The following is a 22,648-nucleotide window of genomic DNA, read 5'->3' on the forward strand; positions in this document are numbered from 1 at the left end:
CGATAAAAATACGCTCATCAAGTGCAATGGATGACGTTACTTCAAATACTTCTCCCAGTCAGCCACTTTCATGAATTGGGCCCGTTCAAATTGGTCCTTCATATCGAATGGTACGGTGCCATCAATCACTAGTTTAGAACTCATCCCACGGAAACGAATCGACTTTGGATCATATTGTGGGCGTTCCGATGGGTCCAACGGATGATTCCGCATGCCTGATAAGACCATCAAGTCCTGATCGGCTTGGAAACGGGTATTCATCGTCCAAATCACATCATTCATATCAAAAATATCAACATCTTCATCAACCAGGATAACAGTCTTCAATTCCTTAAAGGCTGAGAACGCAAGCAAGGCAGCTTGCCGTTGAATTCCTTCATCCGCTTCATTATCCTTGTGAATCTGCATGATGGTCATCAACTTACCACCACCAGCCGGCGGATTATAAACATTCGTCACTTTACCAGGAATGGCACGGTTAACCAATTGTAAGATACTAGCTTCAGTTGGAATTCCCGCCATGCTGACATGTTCTTCGGATGGTCCAATCACGCTTTGCATGATGGCATTCTTCCGATGAGTCACCGCCGTCACCTTAATCACTTGTAAAGCTGGGTTGGCGTCACCATCATAACCCGGGAATTCAGGCATCGCCTTGCCCGTATGCGTATTGATATCTTCCTGAATACGTTCGTTAGGCATAATGTACCCCTCAAGCGTATATTCAGAACGCGCAATCGCCTTTTCATCGACGGTCACCCCGTCAACTAATTGAACAGCTTGGTTCCGAATCGCACCAGCAACACCTAATTCGTTATAACCGAATGGCGTGGTCGGTGGTTCGAAAGTTGCACCAATCGTAATGGCTGGATCCAAACCAATATTAATTGTAATTGGCATTGGCTTGTTAGCTTTCTCATACTCTTCCGCAAACGCACCAATGTGCCGACCGCCAGGCATGATATAAATCCCTAACTTATCCTTATCTTCAAGGACCATTCGGTGAATCGTCACATCACTCTTAGACTTGTCCATGCTTGAGCCAAACACCACACCGACCGTAATATATGGTCCAGCATCTTGGGGCGTATTCGTTGGTGCTGCCACTAACTTACGAATATCAAAGCCTTCATCCGTCGCTTTATAAACGACATCGTGAGCTGGCGCATCCGCTTCAGCAACCGTTTCCGGCGCCACTGGATTAGAGACTGCTTCGTTCAAGTATTGTCCTAACGTCTGATAATCGTGATGGAACATCTTACCAACGCGCCGGCGACTCGCCATCAATCCAGTCAAGACCCGCGTATCAGGAAACCCCTTAACGTTGTTAAACATCATTGCTGGACCCTCTTGCGTTGGCCGTTGAACGGTCCCACCAGCACCGATATACCGATAAACACCAGAAAGTTCCGCATTTGGATCAACTTCGACGTCAGTTTCATGATAGTTCTTTGGATCATCCTTGATCTCATCAAGCACGCGACGCAAATCCCATGGTTGTTCTGCCATTTCATTCATCTCCCTTAAAGTTTACAAGACCATCATACGGCCACTCGTAAGCGGGTTCAATTCGGATTGCGCAGATATGTTATTCGTGAATGGAATAATACAACTAAACGCATTAGGTCGATGATTGTTATGTATTAATTATGATTGAAACGTGCTGATTTCCAAAGTCAAAAGCAGCCAGCTTAGGCCCGCTGGAAAAAGTTCGAGTTAGCGTAAAATTGCTTAGTTGGCGCGTCTTACGCCGACTTCCAGGCATTTCTGCCAATTGCTGGAACGCGGTGGACACAGATTTAAGCCGCAACCCACGTCTTAAATACTGGTCTTCCACGCTTTAATGCCATATTGGTGAAACGTGCTCGGGTCAGACTGAGACTTCCGGTTAGCTACGCTATGACGTCAAGCGGAAATTCACCGCTTAACGCCCTAGCTAGGCTAATCCTCAGTCTCACCCCGTCTGAACCTCACACTCTTGGCAGTGCTGAGCATTGGCCGAAATGCCTTCCAGTCGGGACAGTGTTCGAATGGCGGACATGTGCGTACCCAACTTTTGGTGAATTCGTCATTGTTTGTCATAAACAATAACTTTGTCAATCAACTGTCAGGGTGAAAATGATATTGAGATAGCTCACTAATCCTGAATTGGTGTAGTGAGATTTAAGCTCTTGACAGAGGGCTTAATACACCTAACGCTTTGTTTAATCAAAATAGCCAACGACAAATTGTACCGAGTTCGGTGGTCGTTCATTAGCCATTCGAGCGACTTCCCGACCGGAGGGGCTGGGTGGACAATGCTCAGTAGCCAAATTATTCTTAGTCGGAAGTGGGGTACTTCCGGCTTAGAATAAGACTCGTATTTGAGATGACGCGGGTTGGGCGTTAGCTCAAATCGACGTCGGCTACGTTCCAGCAATTGTCACCCAGCCCCGGAGGTCGGAATAGGACGCGCACCGGCTGACGAATAACAATCTAAACTTGGCACGTTTCAATCATAATTCATGACTAACGAACCGGCACAGCATTTAGCCGAGTCGTATTTTTAATGCGTGACATGTCGTTTATTGTGCAAACTGGGGCATTACTAAATAAATACGCCGTGTAAATATTGATAAACAGTTTAATCATGTTTATACTTTAAAATATGTTAATAATTTTTAGACTTTCTTAAGTTATTAACGATGATTAGTCATCAATAGCCTTATTCATCGATTAGCACTTATTATTCATATTCAAGTGACACGTCTTATTCAGAATTTTAACTCGATTGATAGTAGCGGCTATTTACTGTGAAGACTCCAGTAAATAGTCTTTTATTGTCGACTAATCAATCTATTTTTGGAGGAGCATCGGGGAATGTATAAACAGCACCAATTTTTTAAAGCCGCTGACGATCGTCGCGGCCAAGCATCGTTTTGTCCTAATTGTGGGCAAGCAGTGGCCGCAACGGATGAATTTTGTCCTAACTGCGGTTTTAAGTTGCACGCAACCACTGATCAGCCATCGCCATCAGTAAACACCGCGCAGTCAACAGCAAGTTCGACGCGCAAGGTTCGACAACAAGCCCAACGCCATATGCCAACTTGGGGTTGGGGTCTAATTGCCGTTATCGTTGTCATTCTGATTGGTGGCTATCTGTATGGACAGAATTATTATCAGCCGCTCAATCAGCTCGACCGTGACTTAACCGCACTCAAGACTGGAAGAGGTTTAGCGAAGCAAGTAACTAGCACTGACCCATCACTCAAGATTACAAATGATAGCGTCAAGCCGATGGTCACTTACTTTAAAAACAATCGAAAATCATTAGCATCACTGGCTAGTTCGCTTAAAAGTCGTTCTGCGACTAATGATTACGGTATTCAGTTCGTTAAAACCGGTAAAGCCTGGTTGTTTTTCGATAAGTATCAACTACAAGTCACTTCCGTTTATGCCACACTGGCGACGAACCACCGTAACGTTGCACTCAGCGTTAATGGTAAGCACGTCGCAACATCTAATAAAGCAACTTACGAGCATAAAATCGGGCCGTATGTTCCTGGTTCATACACCTTGACTGCCAAGGGAACGGTTAGCGGCCATCAGATTACCAATGAGGGCACCTATTACCTCCGGGCAAACGGCCAAACTTACGACTTAGATTTACGTACAATTTCCTTCACCGTTAATGGTACACCGAATACCACCGTTTATATCAATGGCGAAAATGAAGGAACGATTAACAGCAGTGGCACACTGGCGCTGAATGATATTCCCTGGTCTAATCGCATGATGTTGACTGGTAAATACAAAGCCGGTTCACAAACATTGACCGCCAAACAAACTAACGTTAGTGACGCTGAGGGTCAAGACGTGGACCTCAAATTTGCCGGTGTGATGAGTAAAGATACTGCCTCGGACTACCTGAACGGTATCTTCACCGCTGTCAGCAGTTATACGTCCACCGGTGACCTATCGGATGCTTCGGATTACGATGACCGCACTTTGGACGACTACTTCGTCAACGGTACCGATAACACGGACTACAAAGAACTGGTCCAAATGGCGAAGGGCTACTACGACAATGATGACGTCCTCGATGTCACCTATGAGCCGACTGTCTTATCAACGGTTCCAGCAGCTAAACAACAAAGTCAGATCACTTATGACGTCAAATATGACTTTACCAACTCTGAAGATGAACGCATTCAGGTCTTTCGTTACACCGCGACGGTCGAGAAAACCGGGGGGCACTACAAGATTGTTAAAATCACACCGGCCCAAAAAATTCGGTCGTACACTAAATCCGATGATTCTGATAATTAATGAAGGAGAATTTAACTTATGAAAAAATGTCCCAACTGCGGCACTGAGATTGCTGCCAATGCAAAGTTCTGTACCCACTGTGGTTACGATCTAACCAAAGCGACACCGGCCTCGGCAACGGCCAACGCCACTTCAGCCACAGCTACCCAAACAACGACTGCAACGACGCAAGCAGCTGTCCATACCAGCACAGCTTCAGCCAATCAACAACAATCGGCCAGCGCTGAAAAACAAACAGCATCACGTTCAGCAGCTGCTGATACGACACGAACGGCTACTAACCAACAAGTCCAACAGCTGCAATCATCTGCTAAGAATTATTTTAGTTGGCTCTTGGCTAGCTGGAAAAATCCTAGCTGTGAAGTCCGAACTGAAAGTTATTTTAGTTACATTTCCTTTGTCATTGAAGCACTATTTATGACGTTGGCCGCTGTAACCATTAGCAATAAGTTTCTGACCACTGCCAATGACAGTCAAAGCTATTTCCACATTAGTAAATTAGCTTTTTCCACCGACTTAAAGATTTTCTTATGTCTCCTAATCGGCATGTGCTTCTACCTGGCTGTCGGCTATGTCACTTGCTTACTTGGCAGTCGTGGGACCAAAGTCGGCTTTACGACCTATATGAAACGCTTCGGTCAGTTAACCAATTACGCGATTATTGTGAACCTATTATTATGGTTTGCTTCGTCCCTAGTTAACTTCAGTGTTGATAACTTCTTTACCATTGCGGCTAGCTTCAGATGGTCGATTATCCTGTTGAGTGTTAGTGTCCTTGTCTGGCAATTAGGTTTGATCTTCGTCATTAACAAGTCGGTGACCCAACCATTAATTAGCCGCGTCTACCTAGACCTTATTGCGGTTCTAGTCGTTAGCCTGCTGTTCTACTTTATGGATAAAATTATTCTGCAGGATTTACAGACTGCACTTCTCAGTCACGCAACTGACTTTGCCAATCAAATTGGTAACTTGTTCGGTAGTCAATACTAGTTGTTCGAAGGTATCACAAATAAAGCCTCGTAAATTAACGCTTATGATAATGCGTTAATTTACGAGGCTTTTTATATTCATTAGATTGAGCAAATTAATTTGTAACCGATAACAGGGTGCTACTCGAATAGTGTCCGCTTGAGCTGACGGCTAACACCGTAACCCACCAGAATAATCGTTATTAACCATCCGGCCGTCACTAGTGCTTTCCCGATTGCGATGATTCGGCGCATCGTCCCACCTCCAAAATGAGTCGCTGGTTCAGCCATTACGCACTCAACCGATGACTGACCGATAGTAACTCACTAACCAATAAGTTTTCAGTTGGCGTCAAGCGCAACTGTTTAGTAAAAATATTATAAGTCACGTCATTCGTTAACCGCTTAATTAGCGCATGATCAAGCTGGGGCGCCTGTTTCAATTGTTGGTGTGCCTTCAATAGTGCTGCCCGAATTTCTTGATTCGCCGCAGTTGGTGCTAATTCTTGATATAAATCTTGAATGATTCCCTGTACTTCACTTTTCACGTTGCACACCTTACTTTCAGAAAACTAACTACTCTTAGTATAGGCGTCTTCCGGTAAAAGATTAAGGTTATTTTCATTGAACATTAAACTAATTTGTCAGCACCGCCTTTAAACTCACCAACGTTAACTAACCTAACATTATATTAACTGGCGTAAGTCATCATTTAAACGCGGCCAGTGCTAATTGGATCGCGGTAGCGCGCACATCGCCGCTAAAGCGATGGTCACCGTCCTGAACCCAATGCAACTGACTGTGCTGATAGACCTCATGATACTTTTCAGAAGCCTGTGGCGAGACCACCGTGTCGGCCGTACCGTGAATCAATGTCACCGAACCGGAATACTGCTGAGCTACCTCATAAATCGGCAACTGTTGCGCGGTCCGCAAATAAAAGCCACCAACTTTAAGGCCATCACGAATATTCAAATAGGCCGGAATATGTTGTGGATCATAGGTCGCACCTTGCAGAACACCTTGTTGCGCATCGGACTTTAACGTTGCGGCCGGCGCCATCAAGATCAGTTTGTCGACCACGTCTGGATAATATCCTGCTAACATGCTGGCTACCACCCCGCCTTGCGAATGCCCTGCCAAGACAATGTGGTCATAATGTAAGGTCAACGCTTCATCTAAAACTGCTTTAGCGTCCGCAATCTCATTAATCACTGTCATATCTTGAAACCGACCTTCACTACGGCCATGACCATTGAAGTCAAAACGCAGAACTGCCAAGCCGTGAGCAACTAATGCCTGCGCCAATTGCGGCACAAATTGGGTCGTATCATATCCCATATCGGCCGTAAACCCATGCATTAAGATGACTAGCGTTGAGCTCGGTGCCGCCGGAGTCTCCAACCTTGCCTGTAACGCCAACCCATCCCGTTTAATCTTAAATTCCATCGATGTCATCTCACTTATTCATTATTCACACCTTTAATATAGTGGATTTACGTCCCATTTCATAGTCCTGAGCACTCACCCTATCCTGAACAAACAGCTAACACTATACAAAAAACCTGTTTCCATGGCCTTCACATCAGTCATAGAAACAGGCTCTTAATATCGGCTGGACATCAAACGATTTCCAACTGTAGCTGCTGCGATTCGACCCACTTTGCCGCAACTAGAATGCGGTACAGCACGATTGAAATAACTGCTGGCATCAGCACCCCAGTCAAGAGATAGACCATAAAACTGTTAAAGTTCGTCGATGCTAACGAAATCGGTGCAATTAACGAATTCAATCCTAAGCCGGCCAGCTTGTAACTGGTTGAAAAATGAAAGGCAATCGTCGCTACCGGGGCGGCAATAACCGCAGCAACCATTGGTGGAATCGCTAACCGTGGATTCACCAGCAAGTTTGGAAATTGGACTTTAGGCGTGATAATCCCCTGCGCGATATTGGCCCCCAAGTTGTTTTGGCGAAAAGACATAATCGTAAAGCCCACGAACTGGGCGGTTGTTCCAATTAAGGCCGCGCCCGATGAGACGGGATCTAACATGACCGCCACCGCCAATGCGGCCGAAGACGCAGGTGTCATTAAAAATAACGCCCAGGCAAGTGAAACGGCCATCGAACCGATCAATGGGTTGACCTTCATCGAAGTCGCGATGAACTTGCTCAGCCAGACCAATGCGGGCGTCGTTACGGCTGCTAACCCGAGACCAACCACCGCACCGACAAAAGTGGCCGCTAACGGGACCAACATCATATCAAGCGGCGTCTTACCAGTTAAATAATTACCGATCAGAACCGCGACTAACCCAGCCGCAACGGCCGAAATCGGTTGACCGGTGGTAAAGATCGAGCTCTGAGCTGCTTGGGCCAACGTATGCCCCGTCGCTGTGACGCCGTTAGTTGCGGACTGCGAGAAAAAGACGGCGTTCGCCCCGATCGTCGACGAAATCATGGCGCTAAACGTAACTAACGTGTTGCTGTTGAGCATCGTGGCAATCGCGACTCCAAATGCCGGTCCCAATAACACTTGCGCAATCGCACCGACTTGGTATAATGCCGCCCAGTGAACAAAATTCGCGAGTGACTGCAATAACAATCCAATCCCTAAACAAACTAAAATAGCATTAGAAACACCTGCCGAAACTTTATAAACGTAATCCATGGTACTCATCTTATGTGTCGCGGTAGCCGCGGTCGTAGTTGCTTCCATATGTAGGCCTCCATTTAAATTAATAAGAATATGATTAGATAAAAATGAGAATAGCTACATTTAACCACGTGTTTTGAAAATTGTCAACGTATTTTCATCACATTATCGTTGCCAACTAAACGAAAAGACCAGCCAGGCACGATGCACTCGCTGGTCGCTTTCACTCATCGTATTCAAATCATTGGCACAAGCCATCAATCCAGGAAAATAAATCGCCTAAATCATAGTCACCACTGTGGGGAATATCCCACGGTAGCGCAAAATCAATGCCATAACCATGATTTTCTAACATTATTGCTAGAATAATCGGGATTGCAAAACTCGTATCTCGGTCGGCCGCACCGTGGCGAATCCGCCAGTGCTTAGCAACTTGTGACGAAGTTGTCGTTAAGTAACTGAGCGGATTAATCGCCTGAATCAGCTCAGCGTCCGCTAGTTGTGCAGTCACCGTACTTCGCGTCTGTGCCAAGGCCGTAAAGTGCTTGGCTTTCGCCGTTGCATCGCCAAACAAATTATTCTCTGGACTCGTCAAATCTAATTGGTCAAACGCCGGGACGGCTTTCATGCGAGTTAACGACTTCAAATAAGCTGATAAATCCAAGTCCGTCACCTGATTTCCAGTAACGACAAAGCCTGCGTACTTATGAATATCCGTCCCTTGATCGAATGCCGTCTGAGCAGATGATATCAATAATTGGCGAACAACATCACGAAATGAACCCATTCCCGCCTCATTAAGCGTCAAGTGCGTCCCGTCACTGGCCGTGAGTTTCAACTGGTTCAAGTAAGTACTGAACTGGGCTTTTAACGCCAACGAAAGGGCCTGTTCTTCAACTGTGAGCTGACCACTAACCGGTTCAAATTTTGGTCGCCCATTCTTGGTCGTCCCCGCAACAGGCTGATAACGGTGCCAGTCATTAATACCATTAAACTGCCACTCGTAGGCCATGTCTGCGTGTTCCAGATTATGAATCGGGCAGTAAGCTGACACCGCAAAGATATCGTCAGTCGCCGGTGCTGCCCCGAGCGCAGTTAAGGCTGGTTCAAAATAAGCCGAATTGCCACTCGCACCCGCTAAAGCCGAAGTGGCACCCCCAGCACTCGTTCCATTCGTGATGATCCGGTTCGCGTCACCTGGCAGCCGGCCCTGATTATACTTAACGTAACGGATTGCCGCCTTCATATCTACGATAAAAGCCGGCGCTTGCCCGACCCGTTGCCCAGACTTATCAACCGTCGTACGACCGCGAATTCCAGCGGCCACCACAACGTAACCGCGTTTAAGTGCCTGTTGAATCGTCCCTGCATTCGTCGGCCAAGTGACACGTTGCGGATCATCCGCCGGTCCTGGCAAATAACCGCCGACCGTATTCGGCATCAGAATTGGCGCCGTTGCCCGCTGATAACCATTGACTGAACTGCCATGCAAGTATGCGGCTGGTACAAAGACGTTTAGGACCTGAATCGCTGCGACTGGATGCTGAACGTACTGAATATTACGGGCAGCATAATATTGAATAGCCTGCCCGGCAACTTGGACCTGTTCCGGCACCAGCCAGTCAGCATCAAAAATCAATCGGTTACTCATCTTGTGACCTCCATTTCTATCTATTCGTTACTTTACCCCCATTATCCAGTTAAAATCAAATCGAATTGCGCAACCAGTTATGCCAATTGCGACTAATAACGATTAACGTAGTCAGCAGCCGCTTGTGAACCCGTCATAAACTAATGTTGCCGTGCGTTAACCAGTGAGCCCTTCTAACGACCATGGTCGCCATTGCTAACTAATCTAACTATTTCAAGTTAGCTATTAAATGACCGCTAACTAAAAACGGCTTTCTGAATTAACAGAAGGCCGTTTTAAAAAATAACATTATATGTGCATCATTTTAGGGCTATCAGTTAGCCTTAAAACCAATGACGGATAAGTGCACCGCCACCTAGCGTTAATACACCTAACAAAATGCCGACTGAACGAAGCGCTTGACTGTCCATCTTAGCTTCGTTAGTTTGTGGCAATTTAGCAACTTGGTTAGGCGTTGATGGGGTCAACGCGTCACTTTCAGATACCGTTGTCTTAGCACTAGACTTTTTAGTATCCGCTGCTGGCGTTTGATCAGCACCATCTTGGCCCGTCGTTGTGTTAGCGGGCGTACTCGTAAAGACACTCGAAGTTGAATCTTTCAATGGTTTTGACGAATTAGTACTGTTGGAAGTCGTACTCCCATCGTAGTTACTATCGAACCCACCATCAACATCGATGGTCCCAGTATCTTCATCGATATCTGGATAAACCGCCGTATTATCTTCGGGATCTTCAATGTCACCAGTCTGATGGCCATTGTCTGGTTCCGTAGTCGTATTGTCAGAACTCTCAGAACTAGTATTTACATCACTCGAGCTTTCAGAACCGGAGTGGTCATAACTAGAGTCCACAGCGCTTGAACTTTCCGAACTAGAGTGGTCGGAACTGGAGTCCACAACGCTCGAACTTTCCGAACTAGAATGGTCGGAACTGGAGTCCACAGCGCTTGAACTTTCTGAGCTAGAATGGTCGGAACTGGAGTCCACAGCGCTTGAACTTTCAGAACTAGAATCGTCGGAACTGGAGTCCACAGCGCTCGAACTTTCCGAACTAGAATGGTCGGAACTGGAGTCCACAGCGCTTGAACTTTCAGAACTAGAATCGTCGGAACTGGAGTCCACAGCGCTTGAACTTTCAGAATTAGAATCGTCGGAACTGGAATCGACGTCACTCGAATTATTTGAGCTAGAGCTGTTCGAACTCGAGCTGGAACTTAAGTCGCCAGTACCGCTCCCACCGTTAACGACTTTTTCGTAGACCTTACCGTTAGCTTCTTCGCTGTTCTTGCCACCGGACGTGCCGCCGCCCCATTCCATTACAGCTTTATTTTTAAAATGATAATTTTGATCAATTAATTCTGTATCCGTAATTTTAGTATAGTAATCGATGACAACTAGGTTGCTGACTGTATCGTTGAATTTCAAGTCAAAACCATTATCGCTGTAGTTAACTTGATAAGCATCGTCACTAAGCTTATCACGCCGCTTGTAAGTATTGGCACTCGACCATTCACCATTGTAGACTTCAATACCTTTGATCATTTGCTGATGATCACCAATGGTATCGGCAATCGATAAGTTTTTCATGGTAATTTCACGCCGATCAACAAGTAAGGTCCACTTAATCGTGCCATTTTCTTTATCAATGGTGCCTTTTTTAGACATATTAGCTTCATTAGCAACCATATTGATCACTGATGTATCTTGACCGTCTTGGGTATCAAACACAACGTCTTGTTCCCCTAAGTCATCATAACGGTACTTCATTCCCAGGTTAACATCAATCTTTACATTAGTTTTACCTTCAATCGCCGAATTCATGGTCAGTACGACCTGACCATCCCCGCCGACGACACCCGTACCAGTCACAGCATCAGTCACATCAAAAGTAGCCCCAACGGTCCGTGGTTCCAAATTAGCTGGCATATCAATAGTGACTGTGTCCCCAGCTTTGAAAGCCGTATCCCCAAAACTCATTTGATACTGAATTTGAATGGTATCAGCGTGCTTAAAATCAGGACCATTGATGACCGATGCGGCAGTTGTGTAATCCTTCGCATGATAATTAGTTGCGGCTTGGGCCCCTAGTGGCTGACTAAATAGTAGTAAAATTGCAAAACTTACTAACCCAAGTAGCCAGAATAGTCCCCGCTTACTTAACTTCATAAAAAAATCCCCCTCGTAACATAATATCCTTCATCGAAAAGTATACGCTAGCAAGATGGATTTTCAATAGAATTTGTGAATAAAACGATTAATATGTTCATATATTGTTTGGTCCCCATCTATACCAATCAATGCTCACTTAGAGACAAACTGATTGGCGCGTGTCGCTGCAAATTGCAAAATAGTTACCCCGACAATCATTATCGCCCCAATCAGTCCGACCCAGTTAAAGTGAACGTGCAAAAATAAGACGCTTAAAATGGTTGCTGCTAGGGGTTCAATAGCTCCCAGAACACTAGCAGTCGTTGGTAGGATGTATTCCAAGCTCTGTAAAAAGAACAAGTAGGCCAGCATCGTGCCAAAAATCACGACGAAGCCGACTTGTCCCCACGCCACCCAGGTTAGCTGCGGCGAATGGTGCCAAGCACCTGTTCCGACTAGCACCAAGCCACCACCAATCAGCATTGACCAACCAACAATGGGTGTGGCGCCATACACTTTTAATAATTTTGTTGGCATTAATGTGTAGATGGTTGCACCAACCGCGGCCAACAATCCCCAGATAATTGCAATTACTGGCAAAGCCAGCGAGTCAGTGTGCCCCTCCGTGACGATTAGAACCGTCCCAGCGATTGCGGAGACCACAGAAATGACATCCACTTTCCCTGGAAGCTGCCAAGTCGTGGCGGTGATAAAGATAATAATCATCACCGGTGACAAGAATTGCAAAATTGCGGCCATCGCCGCATTACCAGTACTGATTGCCATAAAATAAGTCAATTGAACGCCAGCCATCCCGAACAGGCTGAACACAATCAGACGCACCGTTGCCCACCAGTCATGAAACACGACCATGACCGGTAACCGGCGACTAAATCCATATAAAATTAACAGACCTCCAGATACTAGCATCCGCACCGCCACTAACCACAACGGCGAAATCGTTGTGGTGTCAAATAGATGTTGTGCCACCGTTCCCGAGCTTCCCCACAAAAAAGGCCCGGCACTGGCTAATAACAGTCCCACCGTTTTCTTTTGCATTTAACCACCTCCAAAAGCACTAGCCTTAGTCTAACAAGCACCAGTTGACTTTCCAATGATCTTTTCAAATTCAACTTAGACAGTCCGACTGACAAACCTGCCATCACACCACTTTAAGCACCTTATGATAAATTTCATAATTGACACTGTAATGGTGGTAAGCTAATCTTATAGCGGGGTATGGAGGTGCCAAATGAAACATCAAAAATTAATTTATTGGTTGGTCGGAATCTTTGCTGTCGTCTTCATTGGTGGCGCATTAATCATTCCAACACCAACCATTAAGCAACAGGTTGTCAGTATTGGCAACGCCATTACGGGGAATACTAAAACTAAGGGCGCTACACACGCCGTTTCGGATAGTGCCCTTGGTGAAAAATATCAATTATCCACTAGTGAAATTCACGTCCTGCGCAAACTTAAAGTGACGGGGATCGGTGATTCAATCATGGTCCGCACCACGAGTGACTTAAAACAAATCTTTGACCATTTTAACGTTAACGCCAAGGTTGGTCGCCAAGTGTCGGAAGCACCAGCCGTCATTAGCCAATTAAAAGCTGATAATGCAATTCAGAAAAACGTGCTGATCAACTTGGGGACGAACGGTCCAACGAGTGCCGCCGAAATCGATGGGATCATTGATCAGATTGGCAGCAACCACCAGATTTACTGGGTCAACACCCGCGTTCCAGGCAAAGATTGGCAAGACCCTAACAATCAATTGATTGCCGCGGCCGCTAAAAAATATAACAATGTGCATCTCATTGATTGGCTATACGTTGCGCAAGACAACGACAACTGGTTTGTCAAAGATAATTTACATCCCAACAGTCTTGGTGAACGTGAATATACCGCAACAGTCGGTCAGACAATGGCTAAAACAGCAACACCATAGCCACTTTATTTTTAGACGAGGGTTCTGATTACTTGCATTACCCGTACAGCAGATTAGCCCAACTAATTATGCTAACAATAACGTAAAAAAGCCGGAACACCAGTAATTAACAGATGTTCCGGTTTTAATATTGGTCACGCCAAAAATTCAACAGTTATCCTAACATCACTTACTCAGTCAGTAAGCGATGGGCGTTATCGTAAAAGATCGCTTGTTTCTGCTCATTTGTTAATAGATCAGTCGTTGTTAAAGCGTGACCTAATTGCCGCGAGCCATCTAACGGCGTATATGGAATATCACTCCCGTAAAGTAGGTGCTCAGGCTGAGCCAAGCTCATTAAAGTTGGCAACTGCCGTGGTAGCACGGCTCCAGCTACGTCAAAATAAACATGGTGCATCACATCATAAACATCCACTTGATAAACCTTCTGAGCATATTGTGCGATTCGATCATCAACAATTCCCAAAAAAGCACCAGCATGCGGTATAATCACCTTGATATTAGGATATTTTTCAAAGAAATGATATTTCAACATATTAATAAACGTCATCGTGGTATCCATGAAGAATCCCAACAATGGCACTGGTAAATCAATATCAACGTTTTTAGGCAAGATTGCTGGTTCATTTGGATGCAAAGCCACAATCGCTTGGCGAGCATCTAGTTCTTGGTAGACCCGTTCCAAGACTGGTGATCCAAAGTAAAGTCCACGTGAGTTGGTTGGCACTGTGACGCCTAAAGCACCATCCTGGTCCAAAGCCTGTTGCACCGTTTTGACAGCATCCAGTTCATAAGGGATTGGTAGACTCGCCAAGTATCCTAATTGATCTGGATATTGCTGGGCCAAGCTTTTACCATCGTCGTTAGCCGCTTCAACTAAGCGTATGGTTTCCGCCTTATCACCGAAGTTCACGTGTGGGGATGATAGCGATAAAATCGAGTAACTAATATCATTATCACGCATAAAGTTAAGCGTAAGCTGTGGTGTCCACTCAGGTGTCGGCCAGCCATCAGGATCACCTGGAACATGACGCTTTAGTGCCTCAACGTAACTCGTTGGTAAATAGTGGGTATGAAAATCAATTTTTGACATTAGCTGCACCTCGTTTTTTAGAATAACCATAGTCTAAGACCAAACGAGTGCGTTGGAAATGTACAATTGATGTCAAATTGACCATTTACAGGAGGTGACATGATGACAACTAACTATCCGCTTGCCGTACAGAAAATGTTCGCAACTGTCCCAACACTACTGACAGCGACACCCATCTTTAAATTGACTGTCACCATGGTCGTCAAAGCAGCCCACGTTAGTCGTGGGAGTTTTTACAGTCACTTTCAAGATATTTACGACTTCATTCACGCTTTCGAACATGCTTTAATCGAACAAGCAACCGTTTCAAAGCAAGTCCTTAACCAAGGGATTCAAGCTGCCTTGGTTCATCCTGACCCGCGGAATGCTTATCCAACCTATCTGGAATTAACAACGAATATCAACACCCAATTAGCTAGTTTTCAGGCCTTGCTTGGCCCCCATGGTGATCCACAGTTTCTTGATCAGTTTCAGGCCGGTCTCATTGATAATTTACTCGCCACTACTGAGCAGGCGCCCTTAAATCATCAATATTTCCAGTCGATTCCGGCTGACTACGCCATGCCAATCTACTTTAGTGGCGTGCTGGCAATTATTCAGCACTGGCTGACCAAGGCCCATCCGGAGCCATCTGAAGTGGTTGCCAACATTATCGTTCAGAGCCGCTACACCGCAGCTTACCATCTCTTTTCCGATCGTCCGCTTGGGGCCGATAATAACTAGAAACCAAACTAAAAACTGGTCATAATCCCATAATTGTGGATTACGACCAGCTTTTAGTCACGACAGTCAATACTTATTATATTCAGTGCATGGCCACGATCATTTGATCGCCCCACACTTCCAACTGATGCAGTTGCTTTTGAAAACTAATGCCCGCAGTCGTCAACTGAAATTGATAGTTCCCTGCAGTCGCAACTAATCCTAATTCGGTTAATTTAGCTAAAACATTCAGTAGTTTAAGCGTGCTAAGGCCCCTAACTCGCTGGCGCAAATTCATAATCTCAGTTGGCGCCGCCTTCAGGTTGATCAGTACTAACGCGGCCCACCGGTCATTGAGCACGCCTAACCCGACTTTCGTGCCAATATTTTAGATCACGCATTACCATCAGTCCATACTTCCTTACTTAGAATTTATAATCATTATGACTATTCTAAGTAAGTTTGCGTTGGAATGCGAATAACTTGCTTGCCATCGACTTTTCAGACTTTTATTTTTGAATGTCCAGATACGTCTGACAAAAGTCAACGACCGCTCCCCGTAAATTAGCTTCATCGGTGAAATGACAAGCCACAACATCTGGTTTTATAGAAGCAATTTTGACCGTTGCCCGCAATTTTTCAATTTCAGCATTGATTGCTGGGAGTAGGTGCGGATTATTTGAGACCGCCCCGCCCATCACGATCAATTCCGGGTCAAAGCTGTATTGTAAGTTGTAGATGGCCCGCGCTAAGGCCCGAACCATAACTTGAACTTCGGCTTGAGCATCAGTATCACCCTTGGCAGCCAGTTCAAACACGGCTTGCCCGTCTAGCTCAGGTTGAGCTGGATGGCTCGCGTTGTACCGCTTTGCAACAGCTACCGCGGTGCCTAACTCACTTAAGATCTGATGGTCATTCATGAGCGTGAATCCAAACTCACCACCGAATAAGTGCGCGCCGTGCCAAATTTGATGATTCACAATGACCGACCCACCAACACCGGTTCCCACAATTAAGAAGCACAGGCTAGCAACCTGCTTCCCAGCCCCATCCGCCAATTCAGCCAACGCCGCACAATTGGCGTCATTTTCCATACTGACCGGTAATTCAAAACGGCGTTGTAATTCCGGCTGAATCCGAAAATTATGAATATACGGCAGTGCGCTGGCACCCTCAATAATTCCAGTTGCCTTGTTGACAGCCCCGGGCGAACTAATGCCTACACCAGCAATTTGATAATCGCGTTTCATCTGCGCGACCTGCGTGGTTAGCAAAGTGTAAAATTCAGCTAGCGTTGTGGGCGTCGTAACTTTGGTCTTAGCAACTAATTGCTGATCTTGCCACACAGCAAACTTAATGGTCGTTCCACCAATATCAATAACTCCTAATGACTGCATCGTTTTATCATTCCTTTATCAATTAAACTAGTTATCATAACAATGATAGCGATTAATCAACAAAATGTATATTCTTTTGTCAAACTTCAAATACAGTAGTTTTCAATTATCTTTCATGCCCTTTAACTAGTTGTATCAACTACAAACAACGGTCTAAGTCGATGTCAGTTCCGTTCCAACAATTGAAAATCACAGACCAGACCGCAAACTAAACCTAAAATACTTTCTGATTATTTTCATGGAAATAACAACTTATCACTATTATATTGTAGTGTTATGACCAACTAGATATTTTCGAACCCTATTCAATAAAGAAGCTAAGCGAATCTTAAAATCAAGTTAAGCAGTCCTTTTTACTATGACAAATTGTCCAATTTTAAGGGTTCACTTACTGAAAAAAATTCACTTGGAGTTTTCCATTCCAAGTCCTTGCATAGCCAGTTATTTAAATCTGTGACGGATGCGGTAATTTCTTGGTCATTAGATTTAATTATCATAGTTTTGGGAATAGGCAACAGTAATTCCAAATCTTGCATCATTGAATTATTGATAAAAACACCTTTTCCATCCAATTATAGAAGATTGCATGACTAAATTTCCAAAGATGACGTTTTGAATTTATGAACATTCCAAGAAATTTAGGTGATGTTTTATAGCTAGACTTGTTTATCCGGTGAAACAGTCCATAATAAAGCTTTATCAAAATAAATCTACGGAGGCGTGTCTACGGCTGATCAACTAGTATTAGATACTCAACAATGGTTAAACTCCACGTACGGTGACGTCGCTGGATTTGGTAGTGTTCCAGAAAATGGTCTTACTGGCTGGGACACAATTTACGGTCTTACTCGTGGTTTACAGTATGAACTGGGAATCACTGATTTAGTTGATAACTTTGGGCCAACAACTGCAAAGCTCTTTGATGAAATTGCTGATGATATTGTACCTGGTTATTCTGGTAATATCGCATATATTATACAGGGTGGTTTCTGGTGTAAAGGCATTGATTCCGCCGCTTTTGATGGCGAGTTCACTAGCGATACTGTATCGGCAGTTACAACCATGAAGGAATACGCTGGATTAAGTGATACATCCGGTACCCTGGATTCTCAGTTCATGGCTGCCCTACTCAATATGAGCGCCTTCACCCTGGTTGCGGATGGCTATGAAAAGATCCGTACGATGCAACAACAATTAAATCATGACTATCTCGCCTATACTGGCATTCTACCCTGTGATGGCGTTTATCAACGCGATACAAACACCGCTTTGATTTATGCTTTACAAGCCGAAGAAGGACTTGATACCGACACTGCCTCTGGAACTTATGGGCCAATGACGCAAGAACTGACTCCAACTGTTTCAACTGGTGATAATAATAATCTTGTTCGTATACTACAATGGGGCCTTTATGTAAATAATCAAGCGTATACGGGGGCTTTTGATGGCAGTTATTCTTTAGATGTATCAAGCTCAGTAGCAACTTTTGAAAACGATATGGCCCTACCAGAAACAACTGGTGCATCAGCAGGATTGGACGTTTTCATGAGTCTTCTAACCTCTGCCGGTAACCCTGACCGCGATGCTGTTGCTTGCGAGACATCTCACCAAATTGATGCTAGTGAAGCCGCCGCACTTAGCTCTGCTGGTTACAAATACATCGGTCGCTACTTAACTGGGACAGCCGGTACTGGAAGCAGTGAGGTTGATAAAAACCTAACCACCAGTGAAATCAGTATATTAACTAATGCTGGTTTGAAAATTTTCCCTATTTATCAAGACGGTGCATCCGATGATGAAGACTACTTCACTCAAACTAAGGGCAGTAGTGATGGGCGTAAAGCTGGCTTAGCAGCGATGCAATTAGGTTTCCCGGATGATACAATTATCTACTTTGCCGTGGACGTCGATATTCAGGATGGTGACATAGCTGGTACGGTCGAACCATACTTCACTGGCGTGGCAAGTGGGATCAGTAGTTTCGGGTTTCAAGTTGGTATTTACGCCACAAGAAACGTCGCCAATACGATTATTGTGGATGGATTAGCCGAAAAAGCTTTTGTATCCGATATGTCTACTGGCTTTTCGGGTAATCTCGGGTTTCCAATGCCCAGTGAATGGGCCTTTGACCAATTTAATGAGGTTGCTTTTGATGATTTTTACATTGATAAGGTAGCTTCTAACAGTAGCCGCTCGACGGCAGTGGATGACTTCTCAGCTGGTAGTAGCGTTGGTGGAAGCGATGATTTAGACGCAATTAATGAAATTATTCAGAAACTAGGCAATACAAATACTTACTTTAATTTTGTGAAATCCGTCTCAGTTGAAGCGTTTAGTGACACGTACACAATTTCAACACCCGCTGCTGATTTTTCTTTAAAAGTTGATTTAGAAGGAAGCATTAGTGACGACGATGGTACCGTGTCAGCGACATATAAGGTAAATGATGGTAGTACCAGTTTTTCTGTTAGTGATGCAGTCCAAGAGTTACTTACACAGAATGAAACTGCATTAGGTTCATCTGATATGACAAATGCTATGAACGAAATTGCGGGTGTCATAAAAAATGGTGATATTTCAAGTAATACATCTATTAAAACTTCTCTCATGACGATTACCCTGAAAATTAAATCAACGTTTGAGCACACTGCCAGCAATGGGAAAACATATTCTATTGAATATGAAATTACACTTGACATTCACTTCCATGAATTCATAGCGCCCCTACCAGTTAATGTTACTCAAACTCAGGCAACTGATTATAATAATAATCTAAAGACTATTTTGAGTATTCCCGCAAATGCTCTAGACTATATTAATAACTTGCATCCAGATTTACAATTCACACCCACGCCAGCTTCAACAGAATCGTCCTTAGCAGTTATGATGATGTTCATTATCACTTTGTTAGCGGCTGTTGCTTGATAATAACGGTTTTGAGTACCAAAAATTATAATTAAGACCATGTAAGGGGGATGCAAATGCAATCTAACTCGGTTGCAAACACTCTTAGTACTGTGATTTTCATAGCGTTAATAAATCTCTTTATAATAGGGCTAGTTATTCTTTGTTTGCCAAGCATTAAGATGCGAGCCAGTTTCTTCAACCTCCGAGCACGTATCAACGCCAGAAAAAAATATTTATTAGAGCCACTAAAAAATAATCCAACAGCAAAGAAGTACCTAATCGGCTATTTTATTAGTAGCTTCATAGCGGCTCTCAGTACTGGAGGACAAATTTTCATAATGGCAAATGGATATCCAGTGGAGGCCACAATAATTAATTGCGCCGCTTATGGATTCACTTGGTGGTTCAGTCGTACTTCAAAACTTACGAGGAATTATTGGGAGCAAAATAAAAGTGGGTATTCAGAGTTTCGACTATCATCAGCTAACGTTTTCTGGCTTAAACAGATTCTTCTTAAAACTATTTTAGTGGATGGCATGATTATTAGCATTTCATTAATGACATACATGGTTTGTTTCGGCCATAACCGATAATAGTTGCTGCGCAACACTATTATAATCTTCACTAGAAATCAATATGCTCTATTCAGTCTAACGACAGAAAATTGACTTGGCTATAATAATAAATTGAAGGGTCGCCAGTGATGGCACCTTTCGCCTTACATATCTAAAAGCTAGCTTTCTGAATCACAATTAAAAGGTCACCAGAAATGGTGGCCTTTTAATGTGCGCTTTTGATTGGCAAACTGTGTTTGCATGATTCAGTTGTTGCATATGATTTTCAAATCAGCAATCCGAACTCAGCAACTATCTTAGTTATAACACCTACATTTGGAAAGATTGAGCTTTGATAATTTCCATGCTTCCAAATTCAGCGTCTTCATTCAAATACCAGCCATCGCGAAATAACTGGCTCAATCACTCATTTAAGCTAATCTATCTCCCAAAATATCTGATATCTATTAAATCAACAAGTCAGTTGGATACTATACATCAATATCTCGGTAACCAACTATTTTTAGTTAATCTTTAAATTGAATTTTAACGTAATCCCGATAGAGTGGGACGTTCGCCATCAGCTCTTGATGCGTACCTGAACCACTCACATGCCCATCTTCAATGAAGTAAATCTGATCCGCATCCACGATTGTGCTCAGCCGATGGGCGATCACTAGGGTCGTCCGGCCCTTCATTAATTCGCCGAGGGCTTGTTGTACCATCGCCTCCGATTCGGAATCCAGACTAGCAGTGGCTTCATCGAGCATTAGAATCTTGGGGTCTCGTAGAAAAGCCCGTGCAATGGCTAACCGTTGCCGTTGACCACCACTGACTTTAACCCCACGTTCGCCAACTTGCGTCTCAAGGCCATCTGCCATGGCGCGTACAAAGTCAGCCGCGGAAGCTAATTCTAAGACGTGCCACAACTCATTGTCGGAGTATAACCGATCAGCACCGTACGTTAAGTTTTGACGAATCGTGCCAGCCATGATTGCCGAGTCTTGACTGACATACCCGATTTGTGACCGCCAACTATTGAGACTTAGTTCATTAACATCTTGCTCGCCAATACTAATTTCACCAGCGGTTGGTTGATAATAACGTTCCAGAAGGCCAAAGATAGTCGACTTACCACCACCAGACGGTCCCGCAAACGCCACCACCGTATTTGGTTTAGCTTCAAAACTGACATCGTGTAAAATTTGTTGATCATCATCATAGGCAAAGTCAACATGGGGCATCGCCAAAGTCTCATTGGCGACTGCGTGTTCAACACCAACCGTCAATTGTTCTTCTGGTTCATTCAACAACTCCCGAATCCGGGCCGTCGAGCCACTGGCCTTTGCTAACGTGGTGAAGAACTGACCAAGCATCCCAGCTGGGCCAATGATTTGGAACAGATACATTAAAAATGAGACCAAAGTCCCCATCGTCATCGTTCCACTGGCAACCCGCGCAGACGCATACAATAGTACCCCAACGAATAACGCCATCATCGTTGCCGTCATCACTGGACTTGAGATGGAATCATAAATGGCTTCGCGTAGTCCAATTCGATACAACGTCTTAATCTGATGTGCACCAGTCGTTGTTTCCACTGGTTCAGCATTGGACGATTTCACTAAGCGAATCTCACTCAGCGTTTCTTCTGCCGTCCCGCTAAAATTAGCTAAAGCATCTTGGCGTTCATGACCAATCTTGCCCGTCTGCCGCATGATTGGAAACATGACTAATAAAACGGCTGGAATCGCCAAGACCATAATCAAGGTCATTCGCCAGTCCATCAAGACCATGATTGCGATGGCCCCAACTAGTTGCATCAGCGACGTCACAACTTGCGGAAATGCGTTAGCGAGCAAGTCTTTGATCTGCGTCGAATCATTCACCAACCGCGACGTCATTTCACCCGTCTTAACGTTGTCAAAGTAGCGAACCGGGAGCCGGACTAATTTATGCCATAAAGTCCCCCGTAAATTAGCGACAACATTTTCACCAAAAATCCCCAATAAGGAACCTGATAACGCGCTAATGACTGCACTGATCAAGAATAAGCCAATCACACCAATTAGTAAGGTCTGATTAACGCCGTGACTAAACCCATTAATCAACGTTTGGGCAAACTTGGGCACCATCAACTGCGCACCAGTCGCCAATAAGCCTAATGCCAAGCCCAACCAGAGTTGCCAATAACGAGGGCTAGCGTGCCGAATCAACTGTAAGAATTGTTTTAAATCAAATTTATCACCCGCCGGACGCGAGTATGCTGCTTGTGGTCGTTCCATCTGCTCTTATGCCTCGTGTTTCTAAAAT

Annotated in this window: 18 protein-coding genes; 6 read left to right on the forward strand and 12 right to left on the reverse strand. The window is 44.5% G+C overall.

All coding sequences use genetic code 11. The features are described 5' to 3' along the window. Positions 1-36: 36 nt before the first annotated feature. On the reverse strand, positions 37-1,509 hold the full coding sequence (locus ACOV1R_RS05555) for a UbiD family decarboxylase (protein ID WP_003644796.1): 1,473 nt from the start codon (positions 1,507-1,509) through the stop codon (positions 37-39). A gap of 1,350 nt (positions 1,510-2,859) precedes the next feature. Between ACOV1R_RS05555 and ACOV1R_RS05560 the strand changes: the two genes are divergently transcribed. Continuing rightward, positions 2,860-4,308: a zinc ribbon domain-containing protein gene (locus ACOV1R_RS05560; RefSeq protein ID WP_015380848.1), complete on the forward strand. Its 1,449-nt coding sequence runs from the start codon at positions 2,860-2,862 to the stop codon at positions 4,306-4,308. 18 nt (positions 4,309-4,326) lie between these two features. Beyond that, positions 4,327-5,298, forward strand: coding sequence for a zinc ribbon domain-containing protein (locus ACOV1R_RS05565; RefSeq protein WP_015380849.1), 972 nt, complete (start codon positions 4,327-4,329; stop codon positions 5,296-5,298). A 119-nt stretch (positions 5,299-5,417) separates the two neighbouring features. Here ACOV1R_RS05565 and ACOV1R_RS05570 read toward each other — a convergent pair whose 3' ends face one another. From ACOV1R_RS05570 to ACOV1R_RS05600, 7 genes are all read right to left on the reverse strand, one after another. After that, positions 5,418-5,531: a hypothetical protein gene (locus ACOV1R_RS05570; protein ID WP_013355899.1), complete on the reverse strand. Its 114-nt coding sequence runs from the start codon at positions 5,529-5,531 to the stop codon at positions 5,418-5,420. A gap of 35 nt (positions 5,532-5,566) precedes the next feature. Next, positions 5,567-5,824, reverse strand: coding sequence for a bacteriocin immunity protein (locus ACOV1R_RS05575; RefSeq protein WP_003642219.1), 258 nt, complete (start codon positions 5,822-5,824; stop codon positions 5,567-5,569). 160 nt (positions 5,825-5,984) lie between these two features. Next, positions 5,985-6,734 (reverse strand): alpha/beta hydrolase, encoded by a 750-nt coding sequence (locus ACOV1R_RS05580; protein WP_003644800.1) that lies wholly within the window; start codon positions 6,732-6,734, stop codon positions 5,985-5,987. A 164-nt stretch (positions 6,735-6,898) separates the two neighbouring features. Then, positions 6,899-7,993 carry a PTS transporter subunit IIC gene (locus ACOV1R_RS05585; RefSeq protein ID WP_003646040.1) on the reverse strand — a complete coding sequence of 365 codons (1,095 nt, stop codon included), beginning with the start codon at positions 7,991-7,993 and terminating at the stop codon, positions 6,899-6,901. 178 nt (positions 7,994-8,171) lie between these two features. Beyond that, positions 8,172-9,581, reverse strand: coding sequence for a subtype B tannase (locus ACOV1R_RS05590; protein ID WP_015640916.1), 1,410 nt, complete (start codon positions 9,579-9,581; stop codon positions 8,172-8,174). A 323-nt stretch (positions 9,582-9,904) separates the two neighbouring features. Continuing rightward, the gene (locus ACOV1R_RS05595; RefSeq protein WP_054519072.1) at positions 9,905-11,746 is read right to left on the reverse strand and encodes a collagen binding domain-containing protein; all 1,842 of its coding nucleotides are present in this window, start codon (positions 11,744-11,746) and stop codon (positions 9,905-9,907) included. A gap of 135 nt (positions 11,747-11,881) precedes the next feature. Beyond that, complete coding sequence (locus tag ACOV1R_RS05600; protein ID WP_015380852.1) at positions 11,882-12,787, reverse strand: DMT family transporter; 906 nt, start codon at positions 12,785-12,787, stop codon at positions 11,882-11,884. Positions 12,788-12,980: 193 nt separating this feature from the next. Here ACOV1R_RS05600 and ACOV1R_RS05605 point away from each other — a divergent pair, with 193 nt between their 5' ends. Then, complete coding sequence (locus ACOV1R_RS05605) at positions 12,981-13,682, forward strand: lipase/esterase (RefSeq protein ID WP_003642226.1); 702 nt, start codon at positions 12,981-12,983, stop codon at positions 13,680-13,682. A gap of 169 nt (positions 13,683-13,851) precedes the next feature. On the opposite strand, the gene ACOV1R_RS05610 is transcribed toward ACOV1R_RS05605, so the two are convergent. Beyond that, the gene (locus ACOV1R_RS05610) at positions 13,852-14,775 is read right to left on the reverse strand and encodes an amidohydrolase family protein (protein WP_003643344.1); all 924 of its coding nucleotides are present in this window, start codon (positions 14,773-14,775) and stop codon (positions 13,852-13,854) included. 99 nt (positions 14,776-14,874) lie between these two features. On the opposite strand from ACOV1R_RS05610, the gene ACOV1R_RS05615 reads away from it, so the two are divergent. Then, complete coding sequence (locus ACOV1R_RS05615; RefSeq protein ID WP_097558060.1) at positions 14,875-15,498, forward strand: TetR/AcrR family transcriptional regulator; 624 nt, start codon at positions 14,875-14,877, stop codon at positions 15,496-15,498. Between the two features lie 82 nt (positions 15,499-15,580). Here ACOV1R_RS05615 and ACOV1R_RS05620 read toward each other — a convergent pair whose 3' ends face one another. After that, positions 15,581-15,838: a winged helix-turn-helix transcriptional regulator gene (locus ACOV1R_RS05620; RefSeq protein WP_015380853.1), complete on the reverse strand. Its 258-nt coding sequence runs from the start codon at positions 15,836-15,838 to the stop codon at positions 15,581-15,583. A 148-nt stretch (positions 15,839-15,986) separates the two neighbouring features. Continuing rightward, positions 15,987-16,874 carry an ROK family protein gene (locus ACOV1R_RS05625; RefSeq protein WP_015380854.1) on the reverse strand — a complete coding sequence of 296 codons (888 nt, stop codon included), beginning with the start codon at positions 16,872-16,874 and terminating at the stop codon, positions 15,987-15,989. A gap of 720 nt (positions 16,875-17,594) precedes the next feature. Between ACOV1R_RS05625 and ACOV1R_RS05630 the strand changes: the two genes are divergently transcribed. After that, a complete protein-coding gene (locus ACOV1R_RS05630; RefSeq protein WP_016511622.1) occupies positions 17,595-19,799 on the forward strand; it encodes a glycoside hydrolase domain-containing protein in 2,205 nt (734 codons plus the stop codon). A gap of 56 nt (positions 19,800-19,855) precedes the next feature. Then, entirely contained in the window at positions 19,856-20,374 is a 519-nt protein-coding gene (locus ACOV1R_RS05635; protein WP_016527312.1) for a hypothetical protein, read from the forward strand. A 488-nt stretch (positions 20,375-20,862) separates the two neighbouring features. Here the strand turns inward: ACOV1R_RS05635 and ACOV1R_RS05640 are convergent, their stop codons facing one another. Further along, positions 20,863-22,620 (reverse strand): ABC transporter ATP-binding protein, encoded by a 1,758-nt coding sequence (locus tag ACOV1R_RS05640; protein ID WP_217203089.1) that lies wholly within the window; start codon positions 22,618-22,620, stop codon positions 20,863-20,865. Positions 22,621-22,648: the final 28 nt, after the last annotated feature.

The organism is Lactiplantibacillus sp. YT640, from assembly GCF_049745435.1.
GTDB classification, from domain to species: Bacteria; Bacillota; Bacilli; order Lactobacillales; family Lactobacillaceae; genus Lactiplantibacillus; species Lactiplantibacillus plantarum.